At 70.5% G+C, this 22,038-nt stretch carries 18 protein-coding genes; 13 read left to right on the top strand and 5 right to left on the bottom strand.

The window, feature by feature from the left end; all coding sequences use genetic code 11:
* Positions 1-17 precede the first annotated feature (17 nt).
* Together ACQEV1_RS02470 and ACQEV1_RS02465 are read right to left on the bottom strand one after the other, a co-directional pair.
* Positions 18-1,004, bottom strand: coding sequence for a M48 family metalloprotease (locus tag ACQEV1_RS02470; RefSeq protein ID WP_285636282.1), 987 nt, complete (start codon positions 1,002-1,004; stop codon positions 18-20).
* An 82-nt stretch (positions 1,005-1,086) separates the two neighbouring features.
* The gene (locus ACQEV1_RS02465) at positions 1,087-1,569 is read right to left on the bottom strand and encodes an NUDIX hydrolase (RefSeq protein WP_433390598.1); all 483 of its coding nucleotides are present in this window, start codon (positions 1,567-1,569) and stop codon (positions 1,087-1,089) included.
* 68 nt (positions 1,570-1,637) lie between these two features.
* Between ACQEV1_RS02465 and ACQEV1_RS02460 the strand changes: the two genes are divergently transcribed.
* Entirely contained in the window at positions 1,638-2,168 is a 531-nt protein-coding gene (locus tag ACQEV1_RS02460) for a GNAT family N-acetyltransferase (protein WP_433390595.1), read from the top strand.
* Positions 2,169-2,171: 3 nt separating this feature from the next.
* Positions 2,172-3,380: an FxsB family cyclophane-forming radical SAM/SPASM peptide maturase gene (locus tag ACQEV1_RS02455; protein WP_285636273.1), complete on the top strand. Its 1,209-nt coding sequence runs from the start codon at positions 2,172-2,174 to the stop codon at positions 3,378-3,380.
* 4 nt (positions 3,381-3,384) lie between these two features.
* Here the strand turns inward: ACQEV1_RS02455 and fxsT are convergent, their stop codons facing one another.
* Positions 3,385-5,919: an FxSxx-COOH system tetratricopeptide repeat protein gene (gene fxsT / locus ACQEV1_RS02450; RefSeq protein ID WP_285636270.1), complete on the bottom strand. Its 2,535-nt coding sequence runs from the start codon at positions 5,917-5,919 to the stop codon at positions 3,385-3,387.
* 230 nt (positions 5,920-6,149) lie between these two features.
* Here fxsT and ACQEV1_RS02445 point away from each other — a divergent pair, with 230 nt between their 5' ends.
* The 10 genes from ACQEV1_RS02445 to ACQEV1_RS02400 all read left to right on the top strand — a co-directional run bounded on the left by ACQEV1_RS02445 (position 6,150) and on the right by ACQEV1_RS02400 (position 19,992).
* Positions 6,150-6,296 carry a hypothetical protein gene (locus ACQEV1_RS02445; protein WP_433390590.1) on the top strand — a complete coding sequence of 49 codons (147 nt, stop codon included), beginning with the start codon at positions 6,150-6,152 and terminating at the stop codon, positions 6,294-6,296.
* A gap of 156 nt (positions 6,297-6,452) precedes the next feature.
* Entirely contained in the window at positions 6,453-8,363 is a 1,911-nt protein-coding gene (locus ACQEV1_RS02440) for a tetratricopeptide repeat protein (RefSeq protein ID WP_433390587.1), read from the top strand.
* Between the two features lie 326 nt (positions 8,364-8,689).
* Complete coding sequence (locus tag ACQEV1_RS02435; protein WP_433390584.1) at positions 8,690-9,955, top strand: MFS transporter; 1,266 nt, start codon at positions 8,690-8,692, stop codon at positions 9,953-9,955.
* 94 nt (positions 9,956-10,049) lie between these two features.
* The gene (locus ACQEV1_RS02430) at positions 10,050-11,063 is read left to right on the top strand and encodes an effector-associated domain 2-containing protein (RefSeq protein WP_433390581.1); all 1,014 of its coding nucleotides are present in this window, start codon (positions 10,050-10,052) and stop codon (positions 11,061-11,063) included.
* A gap of 1 nt (position 11,064) precedes the next feature.
* Positions 11,065-12,837, top strand: a complete 1,773-nt coding sequence (locus ACQEV1_RS02425) for a serine/threonine-protein kinase (protein ID WP_285636258.1) — start codon at positions 11,065-11,067, stop codon at positions 12,835-12,837.
* Between the two features lie 50 nt (positions 12,838-12,887).
* Positions 12,888-14,156 carry a cation:proton antiporter gene (locus ACQEV1_RS02420; protein WP_285636255.1) on the top strand — a complete coding sequence of 423 codons (1,269 nt, stop codon included), beginning with the start codon at positions 12,888-12,890 and terminating at the stop codon, positions 14,154-14,156.
* Between the two features lie 351 nt (positions 14,157-14,507).
* On the top strand, positions 14,508-15,272 hold the full coding sequence (locus ACQEV1_RS02415) for a thioesterase II family protein (RefSeq protein ID WP_285636251.1): 765 nt from the start codon (positions 14,508-14,510) through the stop codon (positions 15,270-15,272).
* Positions 15,269-17,050: a non-ribosomal peptide synthetase gene (locus tag ACQEV1_RS02410; protein ID WP_433390577.1), complete on the top strand. Its 1,782-nt coding sequence runs from the start codon at positions 15,269-15,271 to the stop codon at positions 17,048-17,050. Before ACQEV1_RS02415 ends, ACQEV1_RS02410 begins: the two co-directional genes overlap by 4 nt.
* 13 nt (positions 17,051-17,063) lie before the next feature.
* Positions 17,064-18,578 carry a tryptophan 7-halogenase gene (locus ACQEV1_RS02405; RefSeq protein ID WP_433390574.1) on the top strand — a complete coding sequence of 505 codons (1,515 nt, stop codon included), beginning with the start codon at positions 17,064-17,066 and terminating at the stop codon, positions 18,576-18,578.
* A gap of 16 nt (positions 18,579-18,594) precedes the next feature.
* Entirely contained in the window at positions 18,595-19,992 is a 1,398-nt protein-coding gene (locus ACQEV1_RS02400; protein WP_285636243.1) for a tryptophanase, read from the top strand.
* Here the strand turns inward: ACQEV1_RS02400 and ACQEV1_RS02395 are convergent.
* Complete coding sequence (locus ACQEV1_RS02395; protein WP_285636241.1) at positions 19,989-20,417, bottom strand: hypothetical protein; 429 nt, start codon at positions 20,415-20,417, stop codon at positions 19,989-19,991. The two genes, ACQEV1_RS02400 and ACQEV1_RS02395, sit on opposite strands and share 4 nt — an antisense overlap.
* 104 nt (positions 20,418-20,521) lie before the next feature.
* On the bottom strand, positions 20,522-21,262 hold the full coding sequence (locus ACQEV1_RS02390; RefSeq protein ID WP_433390571.1) for an SDR family NAD(P)-dependent oxidoreductase: 741 nt from the start codon (positions 21,260-21,262) through the stop codon (positions 20,522-20,524).
* Positions 21,263-21,351: 89 nt separating this feature from the next.
* On the opposite strand from ACQEV1_RS02390, the gene ACQEV1_RS02385 reads away from it, so the two are divergent.
* Positions 21,352-21,963 (top strand): TetR/AcrR family transcriptional regulator, encoded by a 612-nt coding sequence (locus ACQEV1_RS02385; protein WP_285577059.1) that lies wholly within the window; start codon positions 21,352-21,354, stop codon positions 21,961-21,963.
* Positions 21,964-22,038: the final 75 nt, after the last annotated feature.

The following is a 22,038-nucleotide window of genomic DNA, read 5'->3' as shown; positions in this document are numbered from 1 at the left end:
GTGTCCATGGCCCTGGCCTAGAGGGCCTGGACGGCTCGGGGATGGGTTCGCCGGGCGAGCTTTCGGCGGAGGCGCTGGGCGCGGCGGACGGCGAGAGGGGGCAGGCCGAGGAGGCGGTCGGCGCGGGCGGTGTCGGTGTGGCCGGCGTCGATGGCGTCCTCCAGCGCCGCGAGCAGTTGCGGGCCCAGGCCGAGCGTCGTCACCGTGGCGTCGGCCTGGAACTCGGCCTGGTCTACGGAGATCCGGGACAGCGCCGCTCCCAGGAAGGCGACGCACGCCGGTACCGCCAGTACGGCGATCACCACCGCCGCGACGAGCGCGAGCAGGAACGTCACCAGGAATCCGAACGGGGTGCGCCACGCCACCGCCACCCGCCACATCCGGCGTACCGGCCGCCACGCGTGGGCGAGCAGCCACCACAGCGCGCGGACCGGCAGCACGAGCTGGTGGTAGCAGAACACCGGCACGGGGTTCAGGCCGGTGCGATGGCTGAGTTCGTGCGTCAGGACGGCCTCGAGCCGGTCGGGTGGCAGTGAGTCGACCGCGTACGAGGTGGCGGCGACGAGCCGGCCGGTGGTGGCGGGGGCGGTCGGCTCCCGTGACTTCACGATCATCAGCCGTACCTGGCCGGCCGAGACGCCGGCGCGCGCCAGCGCTCGGCGTACCGGATCCTTGAGGCGGCGCAGCTCGTCCAGGCTCGGTTCACGGTAGCCGTACGCCCGGCGGAGGATCGTCTCCCGCTGCCAGGTCGCTCCGGCCGCCCCCACGGCCCAGGCGGCGAACGGCGCCACCGCTCCCCACGTCGGCCAGAGCAGATCCAGCCCGTACGCGACCGGCGCCACGATCGTCAGCGCGCCCGCCAGCCCCGGGATGAGCGCCACCAGGGCCAGTACGCCCGGCAGCCGGTCCTTCGGGAGAAGGGTCGCCTCCTCGCGGGTCGCCGACACGCCGCCCCCGTACCGCTGCGGGTCGGGGTACCACCGGGCAGGAGGCTGGCCGGTCACGATCGGTCCTTTCCGCCGCCAAAGCGAGCCGAAGCGCCCATTCTCCCGTGCGCCGACCGGCACCGCCAGACGAAGGCGGGACTCAAAGGCCGAGTTCCACCACCCGCGAGGGGACGCCGTGGGCGATCAGTGCCGCCAGCGGGGTGGCGAGGTCGCGGGGAGAGAACAGGTCGGAGCCGCGGTACGCGGCGAGGTCCTGCGGCCGCCACCAGCGCAGGCCGCTGATGTTCTCGGCGGCGAGTTCGGCGTCGGACAGCGTGCCGCGGGGCGCGAACGACTCGGTGCGGACGAGGAAGTAGTCGTTCAGCACGCCGTCGTAGCGCGGGGCGAACCCGGGCGACTCGACCCGCTGCCGCCACACGTGCGGCGGGTCGGCGGCGAGGGCGAGGCCGACCTCTTCGAGCAGTTCGCGGCGCAGTGCGGCGAGGGCCGACTCGCCGCTCTCGATCCCCCCGCCCGGGGCCGTCCACACGACGTCCGGTGTGGTGAACCGGCACAGCAGCACGCGGTCCTCTTCGTCCAGGATGATGGCGCGTGCCGCGTGCCGTATTTTCGGCGGCGACATACGGAAAGCGTAGCCATTTCACTCATCCGGGGTTTTCCGGTTTGCTTTCGCGAGTTACTTTTCTCGGCGTGAGGTTGCTTGTGGGGGCACGCATCTCTCTGCGGCCGGTGGCCGCCGAAGATGGCGAGGAATTCGTCGCGCTGGCACGGGCCAGCGTGAACATGCACCGTGGGCTGATCTTCGCGCCCACGGTGGCGGAGGAGTTCGGCGAGTATCTCGCCCGGTTCGACGGTGTCAACGCGATCGGGTTCGTCGTGCGGGTGAACGCCACGCGGCGGCTCGCCGGGCTGGTCAACATCAACCAGATCGAACGGCAGGCACCCGATCCGCGGGGCTCGCTCGGCTACGGGGGGTTCGCGGCGACGTCCGGGCACGGGTACGTGGCGGAGGCGGTACGGCTGGCCGTCCCGTACGCGTTCGAGGAGCTCGGCCTCACCCGGCTCGACGCCTACATCCAGCCGGCCAACGCACCCTCCCGCCGTGTCGTCGAGGAGGCCGGGTTCCGCCCGGTGGCCTCGGACCGGCAGATCATCCGCGTCGACGGGGAGTCGCGTGAGCACGAACGGTGGACTCTGACCAGCGGCAACGGCGGTAAATGACCTATGGCGACACTCGGCGCACCGGAGTGGCCGGACACACTCGACGTCCGCACGCTGCTGGGGAGGGGCTGGCGGCCCACGCCGTTCCGCGAGTTCATCCTCAAGGTGCACAGCCGCTGCAACCTGTCCTGCGACTACTGCTACATGTACGAGATGGCCGACCAGAACTGGCGCCGGCAGCCGCGGAAGATGGCCAGGCCGACCGTCGACCAGGTCGCCATGCGGATCGCCGAGCACGCGCGGGCGAAGCTGCTCGATCGCGTCGACGTCACGTTGCACGGCGGCGAACCCCTCCTCGCCGGCGTCGACCACCTGCGGTACACCGTCGAGGCGGTGCTCACCGCCTGCGCGCCGGACGTACGGGTGCGGTTCAACGTCCAGACCAACGGCATCCTGCTCGACCCGCCGGTCCTCGAACTCTTCCGCGAGTACGGCGTGCAGGTCGGGGTCAGCCTGGACGGCGACGAGGAGGGGCACGACCGGCATCGCCGGTGGGCGAACGGCCAGGGCAGCTTCGGCGCCGTACGCGCGGGCGTGGACCGGCTGCGCGCCGCGCCGTACCGGCACCTGTTCAACGGCCTGCTCAGCACGGTCGACGTCCAGAACGACCCGGTGCGCACGTACGAGGCGATGCTGGAGTTCGAGCCGCCCGCGATCAACTTCCTGCTCCCGCACGGCAACTGGGACACCCCTCCGCCCGGCCGGCCGCCGGACGAGTCCACGCCGTACGGGGACTGGCTCGTCGCCATCTTCGACCGCTGGTACCGATCGCCGGTGAAGGCGACGCAGGTACGCCTCTTCGACGAGATCATGATGCTGCTGTTCGGGCGGCCGTCGACGGGTGAGGCGGTCGGCCTGTCGCCCGTCGCCATCGTCGTCGTGGAGACCAACGGTGAGATCGAGCAGGTCGACACGCTGAAGTCGGCGTACGAGGGAGCGGCCGGCACGGCACTGCACGTGTCACGTGACCCGTTCGAGGCCGCGTTGCTGCTCCCGTCGATCGCGGCGCGGCAGATCCGCGGCCTGGCGCTGGCCGAGGAGTGCCAGGAGTGCCGGCTGCACCGGGTCTGCGGCGCCGGCCACTACACGCACCGCTACCGGAGCGGCCGCGGCTTCCGCAACCCCACGGTGTACTGCCACGACCTCCAGCGGCTGATCACCCACATCCACACCGAGGTATCGCGGGACCTGGAGGCCCTCAAGAGGGCTTAGGGCCTTAAATCGGCGGCGGGTCGAAGTCGGCGTCGAGGTGGCGGCCTTCGAGGAAGACCTGGGCGTCCGGATGGTTCAGCCCCATGGTCCGCTGGTAGCCGGCCCGTGCCTGCTCGATCAGCTCGCCGCCGCGTTCGGTCTGCCCGGCCGCCGTGAGGTCGGCCGACAGGTTCGCGGCGCCGGTCAGGGTGAGCGGGTGGTCGTCGCCGAACAGGCGGTGGAGGCGCCGCAGCGTGCCCTCACCGAGGCGGCACGCCGCGTCGATCTCGCCGAGGGCGGCCAGGTCGCTGGCGAGGTTGACGGCCACGGTGAGCGAGTAGTGGTGGTCGCGGCCGAGCTTGGCGTCCAGGCCCGCGAGCGCCCGTTCGTTCAGCTTCCGCGCCTCCTGCGGGTTGCCCTGGACGCGGCGGAGGACGGCCAGGTTGCTCAGGCAGGCGAGGCTGTACGGGTGGTCGGCGCTGAAGACCTTGGTGTAGCGGGCGGCCGAGTCGGCGACCAGGCCGGTGGCCTCGTCGAGCCGGCCGACGGTGCGCCACAGGTTGGACAGGCACATCGCGGCCGCGAGGGTGTCGGGAGAGTCGAGGCCGAACAGCCGGGTACAGCGGTCCTGCACCTGGACCGCCAACTCCTCGGCCCGCTCCAGCTCCCCGTACCGGCGCAGCGCGATCGACAGGTCCTTGCCCGTACGGAGCGTCCAGTTGTGCTCGGCGCCTAGGGCGTCCAGGCCGATGGCGTAGGCGTCGTCGCCGAGGTCGCAGGCCTCGGAGTAGTCGCCCGCCAGCCGTACCGCGCGGGCCAGGCCGTTCAGCGCGTTGAGCATGCTGGCCATGACGGTGCGGCTCTCCTGCTGCTTCCAGCCCATGAACGACCGGTGGTGCAGCTCGCGGGCCCGCCCGTAGTCGCTGATCAGGCCGTAGTCGATGGCGAGGTTGTTGACGGCGCGGAGCGTGCCGGCGTCCTCGGGACCGTACTTGTCCTCGTAGCGGCGCAGCGCCTCCCGGTCGCGGTCGAGCGCGGCGCGGAAGTCGCCGGCGGCGCGCAGGTCGGCGGCCGACCCGCGCAGCGCCAGGAGGGTGACGTCGTGGTCGGAGCCCAGCACCTTCTCCGACGCGGTGAGGATCTCGGCGTTGAGCGTGGACGCCTCCTCGTAGTTCCCGAGTTCGCGCAGGGTGTTGGTCTGCGCGAGCTGGACCTCGATGACGTCGCGGTGCTGCGATCCGGACTCGGCGCTCCACCGCTCGATGAAGTCGTCGGCCAGGGTCTGGGCGGAGTGGTAGTCGCCGGAGCTGAACAGGTAGCGCAGCATCCGGATGGCGAACGCCCGTACCTCGCGCGTCGGGCAGTCGGACACCTTCGCGGGCGCCAGGTGGCCCAGGAGGTCGCCGTACTTGGGCCAGCTCGTGTCGTCGTCGGGGTCGCCGGCGTTGTACGCGGCCAGCAGCAGGTGGACCTCGTGCTGGATCTGCTCCTGCTCCTCGGGGGACAGCTCGTCCTGGACCAGCTTCTGGACCAGCCGGTGCACCTGGATGGTGCGGCCCGGGATGTCGAGCCGGGCCAGCGCGTACCGGCCGAGTTCGCCGACCGCGCGGCCCAGCCGGATCGGGTCGGAGATCAGGCCCGCGACCTCCGGCCGCAGCCCCGGCGGCGCCTTGCCGATGGCCTCGCGCGGGATGGGCTCGGAGCCGAAGAAGGCGCAGATCCGCAGCAGGTCGACGGCCTCCGGGAGGCTCTCGCTGAGGTTGGCCACCGACACGCTCCAGGCGGCCGTCATGGGCACCGGGTACTCCGCCGGGCGGCCCTGCGAGAGCAGCTGGCTGGTGCGGTCGGCGAGCTGTTCGAGGTACTCCGAGGCGCTCATGCCGCGTTCGAACAGCAGTGCTCCGGCCTGCTCCAGCGCCAGCGGCAGGTCGCCCAGCTGTTCCGCCAGCCGCGCGGCGTCCTCGGGGCTGATCGCGCCGCGCACCCGCTTGGTGAGGAACTCCACGCTCTCCTCGCGGCGGAACACGTCGACCGGGACCGCGTCGAACAGGCTCTCCCAGCGATGGTTGCGCGAGGTGATGAGCACGTGCCCCGAGTCGCGCGGAATGCTGTCGAGCAGGTCCTCGGGCTGGTCGGCGTTGTCGAACACCAGCAGCCACTTGTCGTACGGCTCTCCGCGGCGCAGGGCATCGAGCACCTCCCGGGCCGCGTCCTCGATGCCGCTCACCGCGGCGGGCGGCAACCCGAGGTGCGGGGCGAGGTCGGCCAGGGCGGTCTTGACCATGAAGGGCTGGTCGGAGGGGATCCACCAGACGACGTCATAGGTGTGCCGGTAGCGGTAGATGTACTCGACCGCGGTCAGCGTCTTGCCGACTCCGCCCAGTCCGTGCAGCGCGTGCGGTTGCGGGACCACGGCGGTGACCTGGCTGGCGATGCCCTCACGGAGGGCGGCCAGGAGTTCCTCGCGACCGGTGAAGTTCTTGTTGCGCTGGGGAACGTTCCCCCAGACCGGGGGGACGCGCATGTCCTGCGTCGCGCCGGTCTTCTCTGGGCCAGCCACTCGGTTCGCCTCCGCATCACCCGGTCCAACCGATGATTAGCAAGACTATGTCCGAAACGGCGCATTCCTCTACGCGGCCGGAAAATCTTCGCGCGCGTGTGTGTCAAATGACATAGACGGACCACGGGTGCGCCAAAACTTGGTTAACGCCACATGCAGGAAAATGCAGGAAAACGAGTTATATTGTGGTGACAATCCGGACCGGGCAGCGGACTCACCGGGGAGGCATCATGCCACCGCTCACCATCGACCTGCGGGGAGTCACCTCCGACCTCCTGCGATCCGCCGACAACCCCGTGCTCAAGAGTGCTGCCCTGGAGGCGATCCAGCCGGCCCGAGAGATGGCCGACGGAGCGGGATTCGACAACAAGCTCTGACGTCCGGGGTTCCAGCGGGCCCGGCGACTTCCACATTCGGCCAGATTTCCGCCTTGACTTCGTTGGCTCGGCGGCAGGGGCGGGTGTAGGTGTAGTCGTCAATCACCCCGCCGAAGCTCGACCCGTTGGTCATCCCGGTAATGACGTGATCATGCTATGAGCACGCGTTCCCCTTTCGTCGGCTCACGTCCGTTCGACACGGCGGATGAGGCGATCTTCCACGGCAGGGCCCGCGAGGCGGCGGCCCTGGCGAAACTCTGGCGCGATCACCGGGTGACGATCCTCCACGGCCCCGCGGGGGTGGGGAAGACCTCATTGCTGCGCGCCGGCGTGCTGCCCGCACTGGGCGCGGGCTCACGCGTGCTGCCCATCGGACGGCTGGCGTTCCTGGCCGACTTCCCGCTCGCCGCGCTGCCCGACATCAACCCCTTCACGTTCGCGCTGCTGGCGTCCTGGTATCCGGAGGACCCGCCCACGCGCATCGCGGGTTCCTCGATCCGCGGTCTCGTCCGCAAGAACGCCGGCGTCGACCGGCACGGCGACGCGATCCCCGTGTTCGCCGCGATCGACCAGACCGACCTGCTCTTCTTCGGCACCCGCGAGAGAGACGGCCATCGCCGGCGGTTCGCCGACGAGCTCGTCGAGGCCACGGCGGCCCGGCACGAGCTCCATCTGCTCATCACGGTCCGCACCGAGAACCTCGACGAGCTCCAGGCGCTCCTCGTGCGCTCGGGCCTGCCGGTCCGGCAGGTCACCCGGTTCCCGCTGACCGCCCTCAGCCCGTCCGCCGCCCGTCAGGTGGTCAGCGGGCCGCTGGGCGACACCGGCCACCCGCTCGCGGCGAGTGCCGGGCGGCTCGTCGAGGAGCTGGGCGCCGGGGAGGCGTCCATCGATCCGGCCTTGCTGCAGATCGTGTGCAGCCGCCTGTGGGACGAGCTCCCGCCGGACGGCGACGACGAACGCCTGCCGAAGGCGGTCGACCGCATCCTCGGGGACCACTGCCTGCGGTCGCTGGCGACCGTCGCGACGGCGTACGGCGAATGGCCGAGCGCGCTCACCACGTGGTTCCGCCACGTCTTCGGCCGCAAGCCGGACGCCGACGGGGTCACCGAGGGGCGGCGCCTCACCCGCGACCTGCCCAACGCCGTCGTACGGGCGCTGGAGGACGTGCGCCTGCTCGTGGCCGACCGGCACGCGGGCCGGCGCCGCTACCGCCTGCCGCAGGCGCGGCTGCGCCCGGTCGTCCGGCGTCTCGACGCGGAGGCGGCGGTGTCGGCACGGCACGAGCGGCCGCGGCTCGACGCGGCGGAGACGGCCTTCACGGCCGGCGATCTCGATCTGGCCCGGCGTCTCGCCTCGGCGGTGGCGCGCGAGGCCGGCGCCGACCGGCCGGTGCGCGGGGCGGCCGAGTGCCTCCTGGGCACCATCGCGTACGGCCAGGGACGGATGGAACGGGCCGCCGCGCACTATGAGGCCGCGATCGGCGTGTTCGGCGCGCTGGGCGACACCGCGCACGTCGGCATGCTCCTGGCCGCGGTGGGCCGGTTGAAGATCGGCAGTGAGACGACCGAGGCCGTGAGCCGGCTGCGGGCCGCCCTCACCCAGCTGCCCGGTGACACGTTCGTCAAGACCGCACTGGCCCACGCGCTCTGGCACGCCGGCCGCGCCCAGGCCGCGATCGCGATCCTCGACGACGCGCTCAGCCAGAACGGCGCGACCCCGGAGGCGATCCGGCTCCGGGGCGAGATGCTGGCCGACCTCAACCGCGCCGAGCCCGCGCTGCGCGACCTCGACCGGGTCAACTACGGCGACCGGCCCTCCAGCCGGGCCGCCTGGTTCCTGGCCAAGCGGACCTGTGAGGACGCCGGGGTATCCGGCGCGGAAGAGCGTGAACTCGTCGACGACGCCGATGACAGCGGCCCGGTGCTGCTCCGCGTCGCCCGGGTCCTCCGGCTGGAGGGTGACGCCGACACCGCGGCGGGGCTGGCCGAGCGCGCGGTCAAGGCCCGGCGGCCTCCGCTCCCCGAGCACCTTCGCAAGGAGGCGGAACGCCTCATGGCGCGTTGAAACAATTTCTCCGAGCGCCTTCCGACCGCGTGGACGGCGCTCAGGAATCACGTGCCAGACGTTCCATTTGTCTTTGGATGAATTCGGTTGGTCATCAGGTGAAGCGCTTCAGGCACTGGTACGGTGCGTAGCCGGGTATCTAGGTGACGAGCGTGGCGCCGTACCCTGGAGCGCCATTCCTTGCGTCCATAAAAAATGTGGATATACAGCAGATGCCCGTTTTGTCCGGCAACGCGCCGGAATAAGCGGTTGCCGTCATTCGACGGTGCTCTCATCGCCGGACGAACGGCCGGTGAGAGCGGTCGCTCCGGAGGAACCCAGCGCCGATGAGATGGCGTGACTTCACACTGCTGTGGAGCGCATCAGCCGCCTCGCAGTTCGGGGGGATGTGCGCCGCGACCGCCAACCCCCTGCTGGCGCTCGTCCTGACCCACTCGCCGGTCTTCGCCGGTTACGTGGGCGCGGCGAGCACCATCCCCGCCCTGCTGATGTACCTGCCCGCGGGCTGGTTCGTCGACCGTTTCAACCGGCGGCTGCTGATGTTCGTCGGCCAGCTCGGGCGGCTCGCGGCCTGCGCCCTGGTCGTCTACGCGCTCGGGTTCGGCGGCCATCCCAAGCCGGTGCTCATCGTGGCCTCACTCTGCGAGGGCTCCTTCCTCGTGCTCTACAGCGCCGCCGAGATCACCGCCGTACAGCGCGTCGTGAACCCCGCCGAGCTGCCGTCGGCCCTCGCGATGAACGAGGCGCGCGGCCACCTGGCGTTCATGGCGGGCAAGCCCCTGGGCGGTTTCCTCTTCGGCCAGCGGGAGTCCTATCCCTATTACGTGAACCTGCTGGCCTCCCTGTGGTCACTCGTCGCCCTACTCATGATGGACAAGACGAACTACCAGCCGCAGGGGGCCGATCAGCCGGCGAACACCCGTCCCCGGATCTCGCTGTTCGACGGCCTGAAAATGGTGATCCTCAACTCGTTTCTGCGCACGGTCGTCGTCGTCTGTTCGGTGGGCAACTTCCTTTTCCAGACCGTCCTGCTGCTCCTCGTCGTGCTGGCCGAACAGCAGCACCTGTCGAGCGCACGGATCGGCGTGCTGCTCGCCACGTCCGGCGTCGGCGGGCTGATCGGATCGGTCGCCGCGCCCAGCGTCGGCAAGCACGTGCGCGACGAGCGGAACATCATCAAGGTCTGCGTCGTCGCGTGGGCCGCGCTGACCTTCATCGTCGCCGTGTCCGCCCAGCCGGTCGTCGGGCTGGTCGCCTGGGGCGGCCTGAGCGTCACCGGCGGCTTCCTCAACGTCGCCATCGTCAACCACCAGACGAAACAGGTCCCCGAGCACCTGCTCGGCCGGGTGATCGGCATCAACCGGTTCCTCACCAGCGGCGCGGTGCCCCTGGGCGCGCTCAGCGCCGGCTACATCGTGGCCGAGCTGCAGCCACGGGCGGCCGCGTGGTTCGTCTTCGGCGCGATCGTGCTGACGGCGTTCGCGGTGCCGTTGCTGATCCGGCCGGGACGGTGGCTGCCCGCCCGTACGGTGGCGCGGATCAAGAAGCGCCTCGCCCCGGAGGAGATCCGGGAGCCGGTCGCGGTTCCGTGACGTTCTGCGTCATCTGACCTTGACGGGCTCGCGGCGGTTCGTGCTACATGGTCTCGGGGGATCGTGAGCGGACAGGGGACCGAGGCGACGGCGCATGCCCAGACGTTACGGCGAGTGGACACCCAACGGCCTGTGCTCGCTGTTCGTGTGCGACATCGCCTCCTTCGGACACCGTTCGCGCACCGACCTCGACCGCCGCAAGATCCGTACGGCGCTCTACGAGGGCCTGCGCGCGAGCTTCGACGACACCGGCGTCCCGTACGACGGGTGTTACCGGGAGGACCGCGGCGACGGCGCGATGGTCGTGGTCCCGCCGTCCGTCGACACGGCCCTGCTGCTGACCTCGGTGACCGGGCGGCTGCGGGCCGAGGTGCGCCAGCACAACGACGTCTCCGTCGAACCCGCGCGGATGCGGCTCCGGCTGGCCGTGCACATCGGCGTCGCACGGTCGGACGCCGAAGGCCTGGTGGGCACCGACGTCAACCACGCGTTCCGGATCCTGGAGGCGCCCCACCTCAAGGAGATCCTGCGGATGACCGGCGCCGAGGTCGCGCTGATCGCCTCCGAACGCGTCCACACCGACGTCATCCGGCACGGCCTGGGGCTGGTGAACCCGGCCGAGTACCACCGGATCGAGCTGCGGGTGAAGGAGACCGTCACCACCGCGTGGATCACGGTGCCGGGGCTGGCGGCACCCGTCCGCCCGGTGCCGGCGGCGCCGCCCACGATCACCGACGCGGGCGTCATCGTGTCCGCCGTGCCCACGGCGCCGGACCCGCCGCAGTTGCCGCCGCCCCCGGCGGCGGTCACCATCGCCGAGCGGTCGCCCGCCCTCGACGACGTCGTCGACCGCGCGCTGAGCGTCCGCCAGCTGCGCAGCCGGCACCTGCGGGACCAGATCGTCGCCGAACTCCCGCTGGCCCTGGCGAGGGTGATCACACCGCGCCGGTCCGACGACGACCGCACCGACATGACCGCGATCCTGCGCACCTGCGAGGAGCATCCGAACGGGCTGACCGACCTGCTCCGCGTGGTGCGGCAGTTCGCGGGCGACTCGATCCAGGTGGACGACCTCAGGAAGTCGATCGCCGAACTGGGACGAACGTAGCGTGCCGGGCCCCTATCCCCGGCGACCCGGCGACCCGGACCGGATCGGGGACCACCAGGTGATCGCCCGGCTGGGTGAGGGCGGCCAGGGCGTCGTCTACCTGGCGACCACCTCCGACGGCCGCAAGGTCGCGATCAAACTCCTGCATCCGTCGTTCAGCGGCACCGTACGCGGCCGGCGGCTGTTCGCCCGGGAGATCGAGGCGGCCGGCCGGGTGAAGAACTACGCCGCGCGCGTCCTCGACTCCGGCGAGCTCCTGGGCCGGCCGTACATCGTCAGCGAGTACATCGCCGGGGAGTCGGTGCTGGAACGGGTGCACCGGGACGGGCCGTACGACTCGGCCGGGCTGCTGACGCTCGCCGCCGGCACCGCCTCCGCGCTCGCCGCCATCCACGCGGCGGGTCTCGTGCACTGCGACTTCAAGCCGGCCAACATCCTGACCGGCCCCGACGGCGCGCGCGTCGTCGACTTCGGGATCGCCCGCGCGCTGGCCACGATCGCCCAGCCGGACCGCGACCGGCGGGGTACGCCCCCGTACATGGCGCCGGAGCAGGTCACCGGAGGGCCGCTGGGGCCGCACACCGACGTGTTCGCGTGGGCGTCGACGATGGTCTTCGCCGCGACGGGCAAGCCGCCGTTCGGGTTCAGCGACGACGACTACGGCCACGGCGTGATGTACCGCATCACGCACGACGAACCCGAGGTCGGCGGGGTGCCCGAGCCGCTGCGCGACGTCGTCTCGGTCTGCCTGCTGAAGAACCCGGCCAAGCGGCCCAGCGCCACCGACGTCGTGTCCATGCTGAACAACCGGACCACGTCCGGTTCGCTGCCGGCCGGCACGCCGATCGGCGATCCGCTGACCGGGCACACCCGCACCATCGCCTGCGTGACGTACGGGCGGCTCGGCGATCGCCCGATCGCGGTGACCGGAGGCCACGACCGCACCGCGCGGGTGTGGGACCTGACCGCGCACCAGCAGTACGGGCCGCCGCTGCGGCACGACACCGCCGTCCTCGCGGTGGCCTGCGGGCGGCTGGGCGACCGCTCGATCGCGGTCGCTGGCTGCCAGGACCACGCGCTGTACCTGTGGGACCTGGAGTCCGGCGAGCCGGCCGGCGAGCCGCTGCGCGGCCACACCGGCGCGGTCGTCTCGATCGCGCTCGGTGTGCTCGACGGCCGGCCGGTGGCGGTGAGCGTGAGCGACGACCGTTCGGTACGCCTGTGGGACCTCACCTCGCACCGCGAGGCCGGTCCTCCGCTGGTCCGCAACAACAGCGTCATGTCGGTGGCGTGCGGCGAGGTCGACGGGCGTGCCGTCGCGGTCGTCGGCGGCGCGTGGGACCAGTCGGTGCGCGTCCTCGACCTCGGCGACCGGCGTGCGACCGGACTGCCGCTGACCGGGCACACGAACTCCGTCATGTCGGTGACGTGCGGACGGCTGGCCGACCGGCCGATCGCGATCACGGGCGGGTACGACCAGACCGTACGCGTGTGGGACCTGGCCACCCGGCACGAGACGGGCGAGCCGCTGGTGCACACCTGCGCGGTCATGTCCGTGGCGTTCGGCGTACGCGGCGGACGGCCGACCGTGCTGACCAGCGGCGCCGACCGCGCCGTCCGCGTGTGGGACCTGGCCACCCGGGAGCAGCTCGGCGACCCCCTCCCCGTCGAACCGACCGTGCCGGTCGCCTTCGGCGAACTCTCCGGTCACCCGATCGCCATCACCTGCGGGGAGAACCTCGCGATCACCCTGTGGAGCCTCGGCGAATCCTAGGTGTCCTGAGCCGTTGACTCACAGCCGGCTGTGTGCAGGATGATCCCCGGATGAACCCGGAATCGGTCACGGCCACGGTGATCGGTGACGTCGCCTTGGTCGTCGTCGTGTCCTGGCTGCTCGGCACGCTGGCGCGCCGGTGCGGTCAGCCGACCGTCATCGGCCAGATCATCGCCGGCGTCGTGCTGGGACCGACCCTGCTCGGGCGGCTGCCGGGCGATCTCACCGACCGTCTCTTCCCCGCCGACGTACGCCCCTTCCTGTCGGTGCTGTCGCAGGTCGCCATCGTGATCTTCATGTTCGTGGCGGGCTATGAGATCGACTCGCGGATGCTGCGCCGTGGCGGCCACAGTGCGGGAATCGTCGCACTGTTCGCACTGCTGATCCCCATGGGGCTCGGCGCCGGAGCGGTGCAGATGTTCCACGGTGTGTTCGCGGCCGTCGATCCTCATCACGTCGACGCGCGGCCGTTCCCGCTCTTCATGGCCGTGGCGGTCTCGATCAGCGCGCTTCCGGTGCTCGCGGCCATCGTCCGCGAGCGCGGCATCGCGGGCACCCGAGCCGGCACGGTGGCGATGTCCGCGGCCGGGCTGATGGACGTGGGCGCGTGGCTGATGCTGGCCGCGGCACTCACCGGCACCGGAAGCGCGCCACGCCGGCACTGGCCGGTCGTGCTCGTTCTCGTCGCGGCGTTCGTCCTGATCATGTTCCTCGTGGTGCGTCCGGTCCTCGCCTGGTGGCTCGGGCGCTCCGGCGCGCTCCTCGCCGAACGCGTCCCGATCGCGCTGGGCCTCGCGCTCGGAAGCGCGTGGGTCACCGCCTCACTCGGCCTGCACGCCGTGTTCGGCGGCTTCCTCGCCGGACTCGCGATGCCGCGTGAGAACGGCGTGCCGGATGAGAGGGTGCTCCGCCCGATGGAGCAGAGCGCCGAACTCCTCCTGCCGCTCTTCTTCGTCGCAACGGGCCTGTCGTTCGACATCGGCTCGGTGGACGGCGACGGCGTCCTGCTGCTCGCGATGATTCTGGTCATCGCCGTGGCGGGCAAGCTCGGTCCGGCCTACGGGGTCTCGCGGATCAGCGGACTCGACCCGCGCCAGTCGGCCCTCGTCGCCGCCCTGGTGAACACCCGGGGCCTGACAGAACTGGTCGCGCTCAATGTCGGACTCGCCTCCGGGATCATCAACGGGGAGCTCTTCGCGGTACTCGTCCTCATGGCGCTGATCACCACGCTTATGACCGGCCCGCTGCTGTCATGGATCGGCCTCGCCGAGGACGTGACGTGCGCGGAAGAGGCGGATGCGGCGGGACACGGGGTTTAGGGAGTCGTGGCGTACGCCAGGGCCGCACCGTACGGAGGGGATTGGGTCCTTCACAAACCGGAGTTTCAGCGTTACAGTCCTATCCGTTGCCGAACGTAGGCATCTGAATACTGAATCGCCGTTATGTCCACATAGTTCCTTCGATTCGACGGATGTTCGTCGACCGGAGAATGCTCAGCGGCATCTTTGCGTGCCGCGACATATGTTCCATAACCCCGGGCGGCTCGGTCCCGGCATTCTCGGGCTGGAACGCGCCAACGTCATGACCTCGCGTCTATCACGTCTAACCCCCCTTGCAGGGCTGAGCTGTGGCTTGTCCCGAAGTGGCGTCGCCGAGACAGGTGAGGAACGGTGAAGACACAGCCCCAAGGTCTCCGGTCGCCCGTACTCGACACAGGACGGGTCGGCCAGGGGACGCCGGCCATCCCGTCGGTGGTCTATTTCCCGCCGGCGGGCGGCTCGAACTGGACCTTCCGTACGCTGGTCGCGGCGGGTCCCGTCACGCGATCGTCCACCGTGCGGTACACCACCGCTGAGGATGCCGGGCGGCCCGTCCCCGAGGTTCCGACCGTGGCGGAAGCGGTGGCGGATCGGCTGCGGACCAGCGCCGATACGGCCCCGACGATCCTGGTAGGAGCCAGTCTGGGCGCATTGGTGGCCCTGGAGACGGCGCGGCGGCTCGCCGGCGACGTGGCGCCGACCGCTCTGGTGGTGGCGGGATGTGCGGCGCCGCGATGGTGCGGTTTCGCGCGAAACCAGCCTCTCGACGACGCGTCGCTGCTGGAGTTCATGGCCCGTTGTGGCGACACCGATCCGGCCGTTCGGTCCCGTACGGCGGCGGACCCGTCCTTCCTGGCCCGGCTGCGCCGCGACCTGGAGATGATCCGTCGCTATGACTCGCCACCGGTGGAGCCACTGGCCTGCCCGATCGTCGCGGTACGCGGAGAGGCCGACCGCCTGGTCGCGGACTGGACCGTACGCGACTGGGCGGAGTGGACCACGGGTTCGTTCGACTCGTTCACGGTGCCGGGTCCGCACCTCTTCTTCTCCCACGATCGCGCGGGAATCGCCGCCTTCTGGCAGGAGCTGGCTCGCCACATCGAGGTCGGCTCGTGAACGGCGGACGGGTCGCGCGGGCATCGGTCCTGGGACTGTTCGAACACCAGGCGAATCGGCGGCCGGACGAGGTCGCCGTGGTCTGTGGATCGCAGTCCGCGACCTTCGGGGAGTTGAACACTGCGGCCAACGCGCTGGCCCGCCGGCTGGTCCGCCATGGCGCCGGCGCCGAGCAGGTGGTCGGATGCGTGCTGAATCGTTCCATCGCCTCCGTACAAGCGCTGCTCGCGGTGCTCAAGGCGGGTGCCGTCCACCTGGCGATCGATCCGCGCGACCCGCGAATCGCCCTCATGCTGGGGGACGCGAACCCGGCCATTGTGCTGACCGACGAGCGGAGCGCTCCGCATCTGGCGCCCTCAGTCGACCGGATCATCGTGAATGGACCGACGGCGGATGAGGACACCCGGAACCTGACCGATGCCGAACGCGGTGGGCCGATCCTGCCGCACCACGCCGCGTACGTCGTCTACACGTCCGGATCGTCCGGCGCCCCCAAAGGCGTGGTCGTCGAACAGCGCAACCTCACCAATCTGTACGCCGAGCACGAGCGCTCGCTGTTTCCCGTCGCGGTCGAAGCCGCGGAGCGTGAGCGCCTGAACGTGGCGCATTCATTCGCGTTCTCCTTTGACGCGTCCTGGAATCCCCTGATGTGGATGCTCGCGGGGCACCGCCTGGTGCTGGCGGACGGAAGCACTCATCGTGACCCTCGTGCGTTGGTCGACCTCGTCACGGAGCATGACATCGACGTCATGGAGGCCGTTCCCAGCATTCTTGAGCCGATGATCGCCGCCGGGCTGCTGGAGACCGCCCGGCCGCCGGCGATGGTGCTTCTCGGCGGAGAAGCCGTCGGACAGGGACTGTGGAACCGCCTGCGGGAAGCCCCGCGCACGATCGCCGTCAACCTGTACGGCCCGAGCGAGTGCACGGTCTTCGCCACCTCGGCGCGCGTGGCCGATCACCGGCAGCCGGTGATCGGGACCCCGATCACCGGCGCCGGCGTCGTGGTGGCGGGCCCGGACGGACGACCGGTGCCCGACGGGCAGGCCGGGCAACTCCTGATCAGTGGCGCGTGCGTGGCCCGCGGATACCTGAACCGGCCTGAGCTCACCGCCGAGCGATTCGTGGGAGATCCCGCCGCCTATCAGACCGGTGATCGTGTCCGCATGCGCCCTGACGGTGCACTGGAGTTCCTCGGCAGAGTCGACCAGCAGGTCAAGGTCCGGGGGCATCGCATCGAGCTCGGCGAGGTCGAGCGAGCGCTGCTCGCCCACCCCGCGGTGAGCCAGGCGGCCGTCGTCCTCGTGACGCGTGGCGGCGGACGGCAGTGTCTCGCCGCCTACCTGGTGGCACAGGGCGAACCGACCGCCACGGACCTGCGCGCGTTCCTTGGCGGGCGGTTGCCCGGCTTCATGATCCCCGCCGTGTACGTCCTCCTCGCCGCACTGCCGTCCACCGCGCACGGCAAGGTGGACCGGGCGGCGCTGCCCGCTCCCGAATTCGCCCGCCCGGCGCTCACCACCCCGTACGTGCCTCCCCGCGACGGCCTGCAGCAGACGATCGCGATGCTCTGGTCCGAGCTGCTCAACGTCGATGACATCGGCGCCGACGACGACTTCGTCGACCTGGGAGGGGACAGTCTCCTGGCCGCGGAGTCCGCGGCCCGGCTCACCGCGATGGGTGTCCGGTGCGAGCTGGAGGACCTGCTCGACTTTCCCACCGTCGCGAGCCTGGCGGACCGCCTGGGGTCGGACGGTCCGGCCGTCCGCCGATCGAGTTGACAAGGAGCCATTCATGACGGCATCGCCCACTGAGGTCTTCGATGTGGTCGTGGTCGGCGGCGGGCCCGCCGGCTCGACCGTCGCGACGTTGGCCGCCCAAGCAGGTCACCGGGTGCTCGTGCTGGAACGGGAGACCTTTCCCCGTTACCAGATCGGCGAGTCGCTGCTCCCCGCGACCGTGCACGGGGTCTGCCGCATGCTCGGCGTCGCCGACGAGATCGCCGAAGCCGGATTCGTCCGTAAACGCGGCGGCACGTTCCGATGGGGGGCCAGCGATGAGCCGTGGACCTTCACCTTCGCCACCTCCCGCCGCATGGCGGGGCCGACCTCACACGCCTACCAGGTCGAGCGGATGAAGTTCGACGACATCCTGCTGCGGAACGCCGCGCGCAAGGGAGCCGAGGTCCGCCAGGGCCATACGGTCACCGGCCTGGTCGAGGATGACGACGCCGTACGCGGCGTACGGTTCACCGACCCGTCCGGCGACGAGCGGCAGGCCGACGCCCGCTTCGTGATCGACGCGTCCGGGCACACCAGTCGCGTACGGAAGGGTGTACGCGGTGAGCGGCAGTACTCCGAGTTCTTCCAGAACATCGCCCTGTTCGGCTACTTCGAGGGCGGCAGGCGCCTGCCCGCGCCCAACGCCGGCAACATTTTCTGCGCGGCCTTCTCCGACGGCTGGTTCTGGTACATACCGCTGAGCGCCGAGCTGACGAGTGTCGGCGCCGTCGTGAAGCGGGAGATGGCCGCACGCGTGCAGGGTGACCCGGAGCAGGCCCTCATGGCGCTGATCACGGACTGCCCGGAGATGGCCGACTTCCTCAAGGACGCGAAACGGGTGACGACCGGGCCGTACGGCCAAATCCGGACGCGGAAGGACTACTCATACCGCAACACGGCCTTCTGGCGGCCGGGCATGGCCCTCGTCGGCGACGCGGCGTGCTTCATCGACCCGGTCTTCTCCTCGGGCGTGCACCTGGCCACGTACAGCGGGCTGCTCGCGGCCCGTTCCATCAACAGCGTCCTGGACGGTGGCATGGAGGAGGCACGGGCCTTCGCGGAGTTCGAGGCCCGCTACCGCCGGGAGTTCGGCCTCTTCTACCAGTTCCTGATCTCCTTCTACCAGATGCATGTCGACGAACAGTCCTACTTCTGGGCGGCGAAGAAGGTGACGAACTGCCCGGACAGTGAGATCGAGGCCTTCGTCGACCTCGTCGGCGGTGTCGCCTCCGGCGAGAACGCCCTGGTGAGCCGATCCGCCCGAGAGCGTGTCGCCGGGACGGCCCGCGAGTTCGGTGACGCGGTCGACCGGATCGCGGGCCGGCCCGACGGCGAGGTGGGCGCGGTCGGCCGCAGACCATTCGTCCCGGGTCTCATGGACGAGGGCTCACGGCTGCAGTCACGGGCCGCGCTCGGCGAACTCGCCGAAGAGGCGCCGTTGTCCCCTGGCGGCCTCGTCCCCTCGTCCGACGGACTGCGCTGGGAAGAACCGCCCAGTTCATCGTCCACAACCGTTTCCCCGGCCTGACCAGAGGAGAAAGACGATGCCCGCCGAATATCCCGCCGAGCCCTGGCGGATCAAGGTCGTGGAACCGATCCGGACCAAGAGCCGGGAGGAACGCCGGCATGCCATCGCGGAGGCCGGCTTCAACACGGTTCTCTTGCGGTCCGATGACGTCTATATCGACCTGTTCACCGATTCGGGCACGAACGCCATGTCCGACCGGCAATGGGCCGCGATGATGATCGGCGATGAGGCCTACGCGGGGGCGCGGAGCTTCGACCGGCTGGAGAGCGCCGTCCGTGCCCACTACGGCTACGAGCACATCATCCCCACCCACCAGGGGCGGGCGGCGGAGAACATCCTGTCCCAATGCCTGATCACGCCCGGCGACCACGTCCCCGGGAACATGTACTTTCCCAGTACCCGGCTGCACCAGGAACGCAACGGCGCGACCTTCCACGATGTGATCATCGACGAGGCCCACGATCCGGCCGCCGAACTTCCGTTCAAGGGCGACGTGGACCTGGCGAAGCTGACCGCCGTCATCGACGAGGTCGGCGCGGACTCCGTCCCGTACGTGTCGATCGGGGCGCCCGTCAACATGGCCGGTGGCCAGCCCATCAGCATGGCCAATCTGGCAGAGGTCCGCGAAATCACCCGGCGGCGAGGCATTCTCCTGATCCTCGACGCGGCCCGGGCGGTGGAGAACGCCTGGTTCGTGCAGCAACGTGAGCGTGGCTGGGAGGGCCGCACGATCGCCGAGATCCTGCGCGCGATGTGCGACCTGACCGACGGCGCGACCATGTCGGCGAAGAAGGACAGCTTCACCAACATCGGCGGATGGCTGGGGGTGCGCGATCCGGATCTCGCGGCGAAGGCCCGTGACCTGTGCGTCGTCTACGAGGGCCTGCACACCTACGGCGGCATGGCGGGCCGCGACATGGAGGCGCTGGCAGTCGGCATTGAAGAGTCGATCGTCGATGAGAGCATTCGGGCACGCGTGCAGCAGGTCGCCTACCTCGGCGAACGCCTGATCGATATGGGTGTCCCGGTGGTACGGCCCATCGGCGGGCATGCGGTGTTCCTGGACGCGGCGGCGATCCTGCCGCACATCCCGCGCGCCCAGCTTCCCGCCCAGACTCTCGCCGCCGCGCTTTACGCCGACGCCGGGGTACGCGGAGTCGAACGCGGCATGGTGTCGGCCGGCCGCGACCCGATCACCGGACAGAATCGCGTCCCCGCCCTCGAACTCGTCCGGCTGGCCATCCCGCGACGCGTCTACACCCGCAACCACATCGACGTTGTCGCCGAGAGCGTCATCCGTGTCTTCAAAGAGAGGGACGCGATCACCACCGGTCTCACGTTCGTCCACGAGCCCGAACACCTCCGCTTCTTCCAGGCCCGTTTCGCGCCGGTGGAAGGAGACTCGATCTTTTAGGTCGTGGAGCCGCGGGACTGGTCGCGGAGGACGCCGGCGACGTCCGGTGGGGTGTAGCGGCCGGACTTCATGACCTTGCCGTCCTCGCGCAGCAGCACCCGGCCGTCGGCGTCGAGCTTGGTCATGTTCGACCGGTGGACCTCGGCGAGCACCGCGTCGAGGTCGATGCCGTAGGTCACGGCCGCGCCGTAGGCGACGTAGACGACGTCGGCCAGCGCGTCGGCGATGCCCACGATGTCGCGGTCGTCGGTGGCGGCGGCGAACTCCTCGACCTCCTCGGCGAGCAGGCGGACGCGGAGCGCCGCGACCTCGGCGGGCACGTCGACCGTGGGAGTGTCGTTGCGGGGCAGGCCGAACGCGGCGTGGAACGCGGCGACGTCGGAGGCGATGCCTCCGACGTCGCCTCTGGAGCGGGACGATGGCATGCGACCAGCCTGGCACAGCGACGGCGCCCACTCTCGCCATGGGACCGTTGCGCCCTGTCGCCACCCGCGAGTGAGTTCACGCTCCACGAAGACGTGCGGCGGACCTACGCCACGGTGAGTGCCGGCTTGCCGCCGGTCGCCTCCAGCACCGTGCCGTTCACATAGCTCGCCGCCGGGGTGCACAGGAAGGTGATCGCGGCCGCGATCTCGGCCGCGTCGGCGGGACGGCCGGTGATCGTCGTCGCCCCCAGCGCGTTGATCATCTCCCCGAAGCCCTCCGTGCCGGGCGTGTACGCCGGCCCGGACGAGACCGCGTTCACCCGGACGCCCGACGACCCGAACTCATCGGCCCACACCCGCGTCAGCAGTTCCAGTGCCGCCTTGGACGCTCCGTAGATCCCGCCGCTGCGGACCGGGGCCGACGCGGCGACCGTGGAGACGTTGACCACCGCGCCGCGCCCGCGTGCCGCCATGCCCGGTGCGAGTTCCTGGATCAGGATGAACGGCGCCCGCAGGTTCGTGTCGATGTGCTCGTCGAAGGTCGCGTCGTCGACCTCCGACGTGGCGCCGAACCGGTAGACCCCGGCGTTGTTGATCAGGATGTCCACCTCGCCCGCCTCCTTGGCGAGCCGGCGCACCTCGTCCGCGGCGCCCAGATCGGCGGCCACGAAGCGGGCCCGGCCACCCGCCGCCTCGAGCTCCGCCACCGTCTCCCGCCCGCGCGCGGTGTTGCGGCCGTGCACGATGACCTCCGCGCCGAGCTCGGCGAGCTGGAGCGCCACCGCCCGGCCGATGCCGGCCGTCGCGCCCGTGACCAGCGCGATCGATCCGTCCAGTGATCCCATGACTCCTCCGGGGCCCCTCATTGGAATGACCTTTCCAGTTCTAGCCGACGGCGATTGGAATGTCAATTCCAGTCGGATACGCTGATCACATGGCGCAACCGGGACGCGAGGTGACCAGCCGAGGACGTCCCACGCGCGATCGGATCGTCCGCGCCGCCGCGGAGCTGATGTTCCAGAAGGGCGTCGGGGGCACGAGCATCCCCGACGTGCAGGAGGCCGCCGGCGTCAGCGCCTCGCAGATCTACCACTACTTCGGCGACAAGCAGGGCCTGGTCCGGGCGGTGATCGCGCACCAGATCGACGCCACCCTCGAGAAGCAGCGGCCCGTCCTCGACTCCCTCGACAGCTTCGAGGCCCTCGAGATGTGGCGTGACGGCGCCATCGCCGCACAGGAGGCACGCGACTGCGCCGGCGGCTGCGAGATCGGCTCCCTCGCCGGCGAGCTCGTCGAGACCGACCCCCTCGCGCGCGAGGACCTCGTCGCGGCCTTCAACCGCTGGGAGGCCCCGATCCGTACGGGACTGGCCCGGATGCGGGAGCGCGGGGAGCTGTCCGCCGACGCCGACCCCGCCTCGCTGGCCACCGCGATGCTGGCCGCCGTGCAGGGCGGCCTGCTCCTGACGCAGATACGACGGAGCACCGTGCCGCTGTACGTCACGGTGACCGCCGTGATCGAGCACATCCGGAGCTTTGCCACTTAACGCCAAGACCGCGCAAATCGCGCAATCCCGTACAACACTGGGTCCTGGCCGCATCGCCGAGAAACGGCCGGGAGG

The sequence above is a fragment of the Actinoallomurus sp. CA-142502 genome (assembly GCF_050936355.1).
In the GTDB taxonomy this organism is placed as follows: domain Bacteria; phylum Actinomycetota; class Actinomycetes; order Streptosporangiales; family Streptosporangiaceae; genus Actinoallomurus; species Actinoallomurus iriomotensis.
This window is presented reverse-complemented; position numbering and strand designations above follow the sequence as displayed.

Excerpts from the sequence above, each read along its gene's own strand:
- ACQEV1_RS02440 (WP_433390587.1), top strand. The coding sequence starts at position 6,453 with ATGAGCACGCGTTCCCCTTTCGTCGGCTCACGTCCGTTCGACACGGCG.
- ACQEV1_RS02405 (WP_433390574.1), top strand. The coding sequence starts at position 17,064 with ATGACGGCATCGCCCACTGAGGTCTTCGATGTGGTCGTGGTCGGCGGC.
- ACQEV1_RS02430 (WP_433390581.1), top strand. The coding sequence starts at position 10,050 with ATGCCCAGACGTTACGGCGAGTGGACACCCAACGGCCTGTGCTCGCTG.
- ACQEV1_RS02435 (WP_433390584.1), top strand. The coding sequence starts at position 8,690 with ATGAGATGGCGTGACTTCACACTGCTGTGGAGCGCATCAGCCGCCTCG.
- ACQEV1_RS02465 (WP_433390598.1), bottom strand. The coding sequence starts at position 1,569 with ATGTCGCCGCCGAAAATACGGCACGCGGCACGCGCCATCATCCTGGAC.
- ACQEV1_RS02385 (WP_285577059.1), top strand. The coding sequence starts at position 21,352 with ATGGCGCAACCGGGACGCGAGGTGACCAGCCGAGGACGTCCCACGCGC.
- ACQEV1_RS02455 (WP_285636273.1), top strand. The coding sequence starts at position 2,172 with ATGGCGACACTCGGCGCACCGGAGTGGCCGGACACACTCGACGTCCGC.
- ACQEV1_RS02395 (WP_285636241.1), bottom strand. The coding sequence starts at position 20,417 with ATGCCATCGTCCCGCTCCAGAGGCGACGTCGGAGGCATCGCCTCCGAC.
- ACQEV1_RS02420 (WP_285636255.1), top strand. The coding sequence starts at position 12,888 with ATGAACCCGGAATCGGTCACGGCCACGGTGATCGGTGACGTCGCCTTG.
- ACQEV1_RS02390 (WP_433390571.1), bottom strand. The coding sequence starts at position 21,262 with ATGGGATCACTGGACGGATCGATCGCGCTGGTCACGGGCGCGACGGCC.
- ACQEV1_RS02400 (WP_285636243.1), top strand. The coding sequence starts at position 18,595 with ATGCCCGCCGAATATCCCGCCGAGCCCTGGCGGATCAAGGTCGTGGAA.
- ACQEV1_RS02445 (WP_433390590.1), top strand. The coding sequence starts at position 6,150 with ATGCCACCGCTCACCATCGACCTGCGGGGAGTCACCTCCGACCTCCTG.